8 protein-coding genes and 2 pseudogenes are annotated in these 7,737 nt (G+C 74.1%); 7 read left to right on the forward strand and 3 right to left on the reverse strand.

All coding sequences use genetic code 11. From position 1 onward, the window contains the following. A pseudogene (locus ACWF9Z_RS02040) lies at nt 1-163 on the forward strand (hypothetical protein); the annotation flags it as partial. After that, a complete protein-coding gene (locus ACWF9Z_RS02045; protein WP_453596459.1) occupies nt 145-444 on the forward strand; it encodes an SCP2 sterol-binding domain-containing protein in 300 nt (99 codons plus the stop codon). The pseudogene ACWF9Z_RS02040 and the gene ACWF9Z_RS02045, both read left to right, overlap by 19 nt. Nucleotides 445-451: 7 nt before the next feature. Here ACWF9Z_RS02045 and ACWF9Z_RS02050 read toward each other — a convergent pair whose 3' ends face one another. Beyond that, complete coding sequence (locus tag ACWF9Z_RS02050) at nt 452-826, reverse strand: DUF1330 domain-containing protein (protein ID WP_453596461.1); 375 nt, start codon at nt 824-826, stop codon at nt 452-454. A 387-nt stretch (nt 827-1,213) separates the two neighbouring features. Between ACWF9Z_RS02050 and ACWF9Z_RS02055 the strand changes: the two genes are divergently transcribed. Continuing rightward, a complete protein-coding gene (locus tag ACWF9Z_RS02055) occupies nt 1,214-2,113 on the forward strand; it encodes a hypothetical protein (protein WP_453596462.1) in 900 nt (299 codons plus the stop codon). Nucleotides 2,114-2,207: 94 nt separating this feature from the next. After that, nucleotides 2,208-2,510 (forward strand): annotated as a pseudogene (locus ACWF9Z_RS02060) (MFS transporter); the annotation flags it as partial. Nucleotides 2,511-2,573: 63 nt separating this feature from the next. Here the strand turns inward: ACWF9Z_RS02060 and ACWF9Z_RS02065 are convergent. Together ACWF9Z_RS02065 and ACWF9Z_RS02070 are read right to left on the reverse strand one after the other, a co-directional pair. Further along, entirely contained in the window at nt 2,574-2,807 is a 234-nt protein-coding gene (locus tag ACWF9Z_RS02065) for a DUF6479 family protein (protein ID WP_453596464.1), read from the reverse strand. 79 nt (nt 2,808-2,886) lie between these two features. Next, complete coding sequence (locus ACWF9Z_RS02070; RefSeq protein WP_453596466.1) at nt 2,887-3,798, reverse strand: YihY/virulence factor BrkB family protein; 912 nt, start codon at nt 3,796-3,798, stop codon at nt 2,887-2,889. Between the two features lie 274 nt (nt 3,799-4,072). Between ACWF9Z_RS02070 and ACWF9Z_RS02075 the strand changes: the two genes are divergently transcribed. The 3 genes from ACWF9Z_RS02075 (at nt 4,073) to ACWF9Z_RS02085 (ending at nt 7,614) form a co-directional block, all read left to right on the forward strand. Then, nucleotides 4,073-4,756 carry a VanZ family protein gene (locus tag ACWF9Z_RS02075; protein ID WP_453596468.1) on the forward strand — a complete coding sequence of 228 codons (684 nt, stop codon included), beginning with the start codon at nt 4,073-4,075 and terminating at the stop codon, nt 4,754-4,756. Between the two features lie 97 nt (nt 4,757-4,853). Continuing rightward, nucleotides 4,854-7,484: a class III lanthionine synthetase LanKC gene (gene lanKC, locus ACWF9Z_RS02080; protein WP_453596469.1), complete on the forward strand. Its 2,631-nt coding sequence runs from the start codon at nt 4,854-4,856 to the stop codon at nt 7,482-7,484. 1 nt (nt 7,485) lies between these two features. After that, a complete protein-coding gene (locus ACWF9Z_RS02085; RefSeq protein ID WP_327308514.1) occupies nt 7,486-7,614 on the forward strand; it encodes a SapB/AmfS family lanthipeptide in 129 nt (42 codons plus the stop codon). The last annotated feature ends 123 nt before the right edge of the window (nt 7,615-7,737 follow it).

Raw genomic sequence — 7,737 nt, forward strand, 5'->3', positions numbered from 1 at the left:
CGGGGTGGGGGGGGCGCGCTTAGCGAGTGCGCCCCCCCGCCCCGGGGGACCCCCCCCAACCGGGCGGGGGGCCCACCCCCACCCCCCCCCCGCCCGGGGGGGGCCCACGGCATCGACGAGTTCCTCACCAACCTGCCGTTCGCCGTGCCTTTCGCACCGCTGACCGCCCAACTGCGCGCCCCTGACCGCACCCTTCGCTTCCGTTGCACGGACGGCAACGGCAACGGCAGCGGTGACGGCGACTGGCTGGTCGGCCTGCGTCCCGACGGCTTCGCGCTGGTGGCCGACCGCGCCGAGCCCCGCGCGGCGGATGCCACGGTCCAGGGAACGGCCGCGGATCTCCTCCTGCTCCTCTACGGCCGCCTGGACCACCGCGGCGACGCCTTCCGCCTGCTCGGCGATCCGGACCTGCTCTCCCACTGGTTCACCCACTCGGCCTTCTAGCGCCGCGTCAGGCCACTGTCCCGGGCGGACGAACGGCCTCTGTGCTGGCCTCCGTTCGCAATGTGCGCGCTCGCTCGGCCGGGTCGTAGTGCGGCCCGACGCCCTCGATCAGCAGCAGGTCGCCCTCGATGTGGTCGGTGCGCAGGCGCAGGATGGCCCGGTAGGCGGGGGAGTCGTACCAGGCGCGGGCTTCGGCGAGTCCGGGAAACTCGATCAGCACCATGCTGCCGGGCCACGTTCCCTCGACGACTTCGGCCGGCGGACCGTGGATGACGAAGCGCCCCGCGAAGGGGTCGAGGGTCTCCTGGATGCGCGACAAGTACGCGATGACATCGGAGTGGTGCCGGCGGCTGCGGAGGTGTGCGAAGCCGTAAGCGGACACGGTGAGCTCCTTCGTTCCGGGGTGTGCGCGATGGCTGAAACGTAGGCGAGGGCGGTGGGACGCTGCGATGACCGCGGAGGTAATTGCCACGGCGGCGGACCTGGTGCTGGGCTGCCGGTCCGGTCCGGTCCGGTCGGGTCGCCGGTGCTGTTCCCGGTGCGGGTCCGGTCGTGGTCCCGGATGCGGTCCCAGGTGCGGCTGTGCTGGTCGGATGAACTGCTCACCTGACTGGTCCATAGCCTCGGCCCTGTCGGCGTGACGGCGGCGGAGCGGGCGGGTCTGATGAGCCGCGCAAAGCCACCCGGCGCGGGAAGTGCTGGTCACGCACGTCCCGACCCGACCCATCGCACTCCGCGGCGGCCCTGGCCGCCGGCGGGGAAGGAAGTCATGAACCTGAATCACCAGAGGGCCGTCACCGCACGGCCCCGGGGCCGTTCCCGGGTCCTGCTCGCCTCCGTCGCCGTCGCGGCCGCTCTGACCGGTCAGCTGATGGCGTTGGCCCCGGCGGCGCTCGCTGACGGACCCAAGCCGTCGGGGCAGAACGCGAAGCCCGCGGGCCGGGGCAAGCCCATGGCCAAGCCCATGGACAAGGACCGGGACCGGGACCGGGACCGGGAGAAGCCTTCGGTTCCGCACGGTCTGCAGCAGTTCACCGCGGACAACACCTTCACGGTGCCCGAAGGCGTGACCTCGGTGTTCGTCCAGGCCTGGGGCGCTGGCGGTGGCGGCGGTGGCGGCGGAGGTGGCGGAGGCACTCCGGACAACGACGGCGCCGGCGGAACCGGTGGAGGTGGCGGCGCCGGCGGCTTCACCTGGTGTCTCGTCGACGTGAAGCCCCACGCCACCTACGGAGTGGACGTCGGCGATGCGGGCGACGGCGGCGACGGCGGTCCGGGAGGAACCAACGGACAGCCGGGCACCGCGGGTACCGCCGGTACCGTCGGGACCTCCACGACCCTGACCAAGTCCTCCAACAGCTCCGTCGTGCTGACCGCCACCGGCGGCGGCGGTGGCGGCGGCGGTGGCGGCGGGACGACCGCCGACGGCGCTCCCGGGACGCCCGGCGTGGGCGGCACCGGTACCTGCTCCACGGGTGGAGTCAACCGGCCCGGCGGCGCGGGCAGTTCGAACGGCACCGGCGGGGACCCCGCCGACGGCATCGTCGGCGTGCCGTCGAACTCCGTGCGCGGCGGCAACGGCGGAGCGGGCGGCGCGGCCGCGGTCAACGGTGCACCCGGCGCCCCGGGCCAGAACGGCGGCGACGGCTTCGTCGTCATCTACTGGTAGCAGCACCAGCGCGGTCACCACGGACGCCCCGCGGCCCGCCGGCAGCACCCACCGGCCGGCGGGCCGCACACCCCACGGACCCCCACACCACCTGCTCTGCGGCGCCGGCCTCCTCAACGCCGCGACGATGACCGCCTGCTGGTGCGTGCTGCATTTCTTCGCCTCCGCGGGAGCCGGCTCGGCCTATCTGACCGTCAGCGAGATCTTCCCGAGGGAGACCCGCGCGATGGCGATCGCCTTCTTCCACGCCGTCGGCACCGCGGCGGGCGGCATCTCGGGTCCGCTCCTCTTCGCGCACCTGACCTCCAGCGGGGTCGTGTCCGACGCGGTGCTCGCCTTCTGCGTCGGCGCCTCGCTCATGGTGGCCGCCGGAGTGGTGGCCGTCTTCTCCGAGGTGAACCATGCGGCACGGAACGGCCCGGCCGGAGGGGAGGACCCTCCGGCCGGGCCGTCGGCGTGCTCAGGGGCGGGGGCGCTGCTGACCGGGGTCCTCCTCGGGCGTCTGCCAGGAGCCCTGCCGGGCCTGCGCCTGTGGGGTCTGATCGGCCGGCCGCGCCCCGGGGTCGCGGCGGCGTGCCGAGCGCCGGGCCCCGTACCAGAACGCGGCGATCAGGAGCGCCGCGACGATGACGCCGACAACGATCAGGAGCAGGGACGAGGAGCCCGAAGCCGCGAGGGCGGGTGAGGTGATCATGCCGCCCGCCTACCCGCTTTCGAGCGCCGTGCACGTGCGGCGTCCCCGCCGCCGGCCCGCGGCCCCGGGCGAGGCGACATCAGTCCCGCGGTCGGGCGTCCGGCTCCAGCGTCCGTTCCGCGTACGGCCGCCGTGCCCGCTCGGCGTTGAACTGGGCTCCGGTGAGCAGGGCGAGGTTGGCGAGCCAGAGCCAGACGACGAAGACCACGATGCCGGCGAGCGAGCCGTAGAGCCGGCCGTACGTGTCCAGCTGCGTGTACAGGGTGAAGAGCCCCGAGGCGGCCAGCCAGAGCAGGGCCGCCAGCACGCCCCCGGGCAGGCCCCGGCGGGTGCCCCGGCTCTGGGCCGGGCCGGTGCGGAAGAGCATCAGGACCAGCAGGGTGACGACCGCCAGCAGCACCGGCCAGCGCAGGAGCGCGATGCCGTCGGCGCTGGCCCGGCCCGCGGTGTGGGCGACCCAACGGGCCAGCGGCCCGGACACGACCAGTCCCACCGCGCCCACGACGAGCAGGATCAGCAGCAGTACGGCGTTGATGACCAGGGTGTGGGCGGCACGGAGCGCGGGCCGCGTGTCCGGGACCCCGTGCATGGCGTGCAGGGCCCGGCGGAACACCGCCAGGTAACTGCACGCCGACCACAGGGCGCTCAGCCCGCCACTGATCATCAGGGCCCATATCGACGAGTGTTCCGCGGCGAGGCCGCCGAGCGCGTCGCGCAGCACCTGCGCCGACTGCGGTGGTGCGTACGAGGTGAGGTCGGCGGTCAGCCGGTCCCTCGTCGCGCCGCCCAGCAGCCCCACGAGGGAGACCGCGATGACGAGCGCGGGCAGCAGCGCCAGCACGGCGTAGTAGGTCAGGGCGGCCGCGTGGTCGGCGAGATTGTCGGTCCAGACGCGGACGGCGGTACGCCGCAGCTCCGCGCGGGTGCGCGCCGTGAGTGAGGCGGTCGCCGGACGTGCTGGACGCGATGCGCCGCGGGAGATGTCGGTCATGGCCCGCGCGTGCCCGACAGGACCCGTGGGCATGCGCCCGCGGGACGGGGCGTCCGCGGCTCCGCCCTCACCGGTGCCGCCGTGACGGGCCGTCAGGGGTGCCTGCGAACCGCCCGCCCCTCACCGCCCGCCGCGTACCGGACCCGTCGCAGGGTAGACGCCGCCCATGACATGGAGATACGCGCCGCGGCGCGCTGTGGAGCCCGCAGAAGGTCCCGTACCGGCCGACGGAGGACGACGTCGCGGGGCACATCCCGCCATCCGGGCACTGGCCATGGTGGCCGCCTTCGTCGGGACGGTCCTGTTCAGTGTGGTCCTGGCCCGGCTCACCCTGGAACCGTCCGCCGCCTCGGCGGCCCTCGTGCACCCGAACGTCCGGCCCGGCCATTCGATCAGCGCGTATCTGGACGGGGCGCCGACGTTCGAGGCGGTGCGCCAGCTGGGCGGCAACCTGGTGCTGGGCGTGCCGTTCGGTGTGCTCCTGCCCGTCCTCATGCCCCCGGCCCGGGGGCTGCTGCGGGTGGGCGTCGTGACGGTCTGTCTGATGACGATGGTGGAGCTCATCCAGGGCGCCCTCGTCACGGGACGCGTCTTCGACATCGACGACGTCATCCTCAACACGGCCGGAGCCCTCCTCGGGTACCTGCTGATCGGCCGGCGGCTGGGGCGGGCCGTGCATCCGCGCCGCAGGCACTGGTGGCACCGGCGCCCCCGCCGGCACGCGCCCGGGACTCCCGCCGGCGCCGGGCCCGGACGGCAGGCCCGGGCCGGGACGGGGCCGGTGGCCGCCTCCGTGCCGGAACCGAGGCCGGAACGCGCACCGGCGCAGAGGGAGGCGCCGAGGCAGGGGGCGAGGCAGGGGGCGAGGCCGGAGCCGTGGTCGGTGGCGAAGGCCTGGCCGGTGACGAAGCTGACGTCGAAGTGGCCCCGGCGGAAAGCGGATCCCCGCGACATGTGACTCGTGAGTACTGCACATCCGCCGGTGACAACGGTGACTGTCGCCGCCTCCTCCTGACGTGACACGGTCATGTCTGCAACCGACCGAGGGAGCAGGTGTGAACAAGGGGTACGCGGCATACTGCGACGCCGACCGCTGGTTCTACGACGCGCCGTACCGGCGCGCCGGTGAGAGCTACCGGGCCGCGCTCGCCCCCGTCCCGTCGGGATGGCGCTCCCACCGGAGCGGCGACTGGCTGGCGCTGCGTCCCGTCGACGCCGAACTGCCTTCACAGGGCTGGAAGATCCACGTCTCGGCCACGCTCGACAACGCAGAGTCGCTGCTGACGACGGTGTACGAGTACTGCACCGCCCGCCGCATCGCCTTCAAGTTCGTCCCGAGCCCGTACCTCCTGCACCTGCGCAACGCCAAGTACGCCGACCGCGCGGGGAGCGGGAAGTTCATCACCGTGTACCCGGCCGACGAGCAGCAGTGCGGCCGGATCGCGCAGGACCTCGACACCGCCCTGGACGGAGCGGCCGGCCCGTACGTCCTGAGCGATCTGCGCTGGGGAGCCGGACCGGTCCACCTCCGCTACGGCAGTTTCACCCTGCGGCACTGCTACGACGAGAACGGCGAGCTGGTCCCGGCGATCGAGGCTCCCGACGGGCGGCTCGTACCGGACCGCCGGGGGCCGGTCTTCCAGCCGCCCGAGTGGCTCGAACTGCCCGCGTTCCTGAAGCCGCACCTCGCGGCCCGCTCCGCGGTCACCCTGACCGGCATCCCCTTCACGGTGGAACGGGCGCTGCACTTCTCCAACGGCGGCGGCGTCTACGTCGGCAAGGACACCCGCACCGGCGAGCCCGTCGTGCTCAAGGAGGCCCGGCCGTACGCGGGCCTCGCCTCCGACGGAGCGGACGCCGTGACCAGGCTGCACCGGGAACGGGCCGCGCTGGAACGGCTCGAGGGCCTGGACTGCGTTCCGGCGGTCCTCGGTACGTTCGCGGTCGGCGACCACCACTTCCTGGCGCTGGAACACCTCGCCGGCAAACCGCTCAACACCTACTTCGCCCGCCGCCACCCGCTGATCGAGGCCGATCCCGGCCCCGCCGAACTCGCCGCGTACACCGAGTGGGCCCTCACCGTCCACCGACGGGTCACCGAGGCCGTCGACGCCGTGCACGCCCGCGGGGTGGTCTTCAACGACCTCCACCTCTTCAACATCATGGTCGCGGAGGACGAGACCGGCGAACCCACCGTCTCCCTCCTGGACTTCGAAGCGGCCGCGCACGTCGACGAGGGGCTGCGCCAGACCGTGGCCAACCCCGCCTTCGTCGCCCCGGCCGAGCGGCGCGGATTCTCCGTCGACCGCTACGCCCTCGCCTGCCTGCGGCTCGCCCTGTTCCTCCCGCTGACGAGCCTGCTCGTGCTCGACCGGGCCAAGGCCGCGCATCTGGCCGCCGTGATCGCCGAACAGTTCCCCGTACCACGGCAGTTCCTCGACGAGGCCGTCGAGGAGATCCTGTCCGGGGTCCCGCAGGACGCACCGGGCGGGCGCCAGCCCGCGCCGGCCGGACCGTACCTGCCCGTCCGGCCGGGGGACTGGCCCGCCGCCCGCACGTCGATGACCGCGGCGCTGCGCGCGAGCGCCACCCCGGACCGCGAGGACCGCCTCGTCCCGGGCGACCTCGCGCAGTTCGCGACCGCAGGCGGAGGCATCGGCTTCGGGTACGGGATCGCGGGCGTGCTCCACGCGCTGGCCGAGACCGGCGCCGGACCCTGGCCCGAGGCCGAGGAATGGCTGCTCGAACGGACCGCGAAACCGTTGTCGGGAACCCCGCTCGGCTTCTACGACGGCCTCGCCGGCACGGCCTGGACGCTGCACCGGCTCGGACACCCGGGCCGGGCCCTCGACCTCGCCGACCAGCTGCTGCACCAGCCGTGGCAGAGCGCGGGCCCCGACCTGCACAGCGGACTCGCCGGCATCGGCCTGGCCCTGGACGCGCTCGGCACCGCCGCCGGCGAAGGCGCCCTGCACGCCGCCGCCCTGCGCTGCGCCGAACTGGTCACCCGGCCGGAGCAGCACCCCGCCCGCGCGGGACTGCTGTACGGCAACTCCGGCCTCGCGCTGCTCCTCGTACGGCTGTACGAGCGCACCGGCGACAAGGAGATGCTGGTCCAGGCCTCCCGGGCGCTCCACCGCGACCTCGACCGCTGCGTCACCAGCGCCTACGGCACCCTCCAGGTGAACGAGGGCTGGCGCACGATGCCGTACCTCGGCGAGGGAAGCGTCGGCATCGGCATGGTGCTCGACGACTGGCTGGAACACGGGCCGGACGAGCGTTTCGAGCAGGCCCGGGTCGAGATCGTACGGGCGGCGCAGGCGACCTTCTACGCCCAGCCCGGGCTGATGCGCGGCGCCGCCGGGATGATCCTCCACCTGGCCCGGACCACCACGCCCGGCCCGGGCAGCGGCCCCGAAGCCATCGCCCGCCAGGTCGACGCACTGGCCCGGCACGCCGTGCCGTACCAGGGGCATCTGGCCTTCCCGGGCGAGCAGATGATGCGGCTGTCCATGGACCTGTCCACGGGCACGGCCGGCACTCTCCTCGCCCTCGGCAGCGCCGCGCCCGGCGGGCGCGCGCACCTGCCGTTCCTCCCGCCGCTGCGCGACAGCGCGGCGGCCCACAAGCCGGCCCCGACCGGGGTCGTGACCCATCGCACCACTCGAAGGAAGAAGAGGATCTGACATGACGCTTCTTGACCTGCAGTCGATGGAGACCCCGAAGGAAGAGACCACCGAGATGACGGGTGGCGGCAGCCGCGCGAGCCTGCTGCTCTGCGGTGACAGCAGCCTGAGCATCACGACCTGTAACTAACCAGGTCACCTCGGGGGGGGGGGCGGGGGGGTGGCCGGCCGCGCCCCCACCCCCCCCCCGGGGGCCCCCCGCGGGCCCGCCCGCGCGCGCGCGCCCCCACCCCCCCGCGGCCGGCGCGCGCCC

Source organism: Streptomyces sp. NPDC054961 (genome assembly GCF_053609145.1).

Excerpts from the sequence above, each read along its gene's own strand:
- ACWF9Z_RS02085 (WP_327308514.1), top strand. The coding sequence starts at position 7,486 with ATGACGCTTCTTGACCTGCAGTCGATGGAGACCCCGAAGGAAGAGACC.
- ACWF9Z_RS02055 (WP_453596462.1), top strand. The coding sequence starts at position 1,214 with ATGAACCTGAATCACCAGAGGGCCGTCACCGCACGGCCCCGGGGCCGT.
- ACWF9Z_RS02065 (WP_453596464.1), bottom strand. The coding sequence starts at position 2,807 with ATGATCACCTCACCCGCCCTCGCGGCTTCGGGCTCCTCGTCCCTGCTC.
- ACWF9Z_RS02070 (WP_453596466.1), bottom strand. The coding sequence starts at position 3,798 with ATGACCGACATCTCCCGCGGCGCATCGCGTCCAGCACGTCCGGCGACC.
- ACWF9Z_RS02075 (WP_453596468.1), top strand. The coding sequence starts at position 4,073 with ATGGTGGCCGCCTTCGTCGGGACGGTCCTGTTCAGTGTGGTCCTGGCC.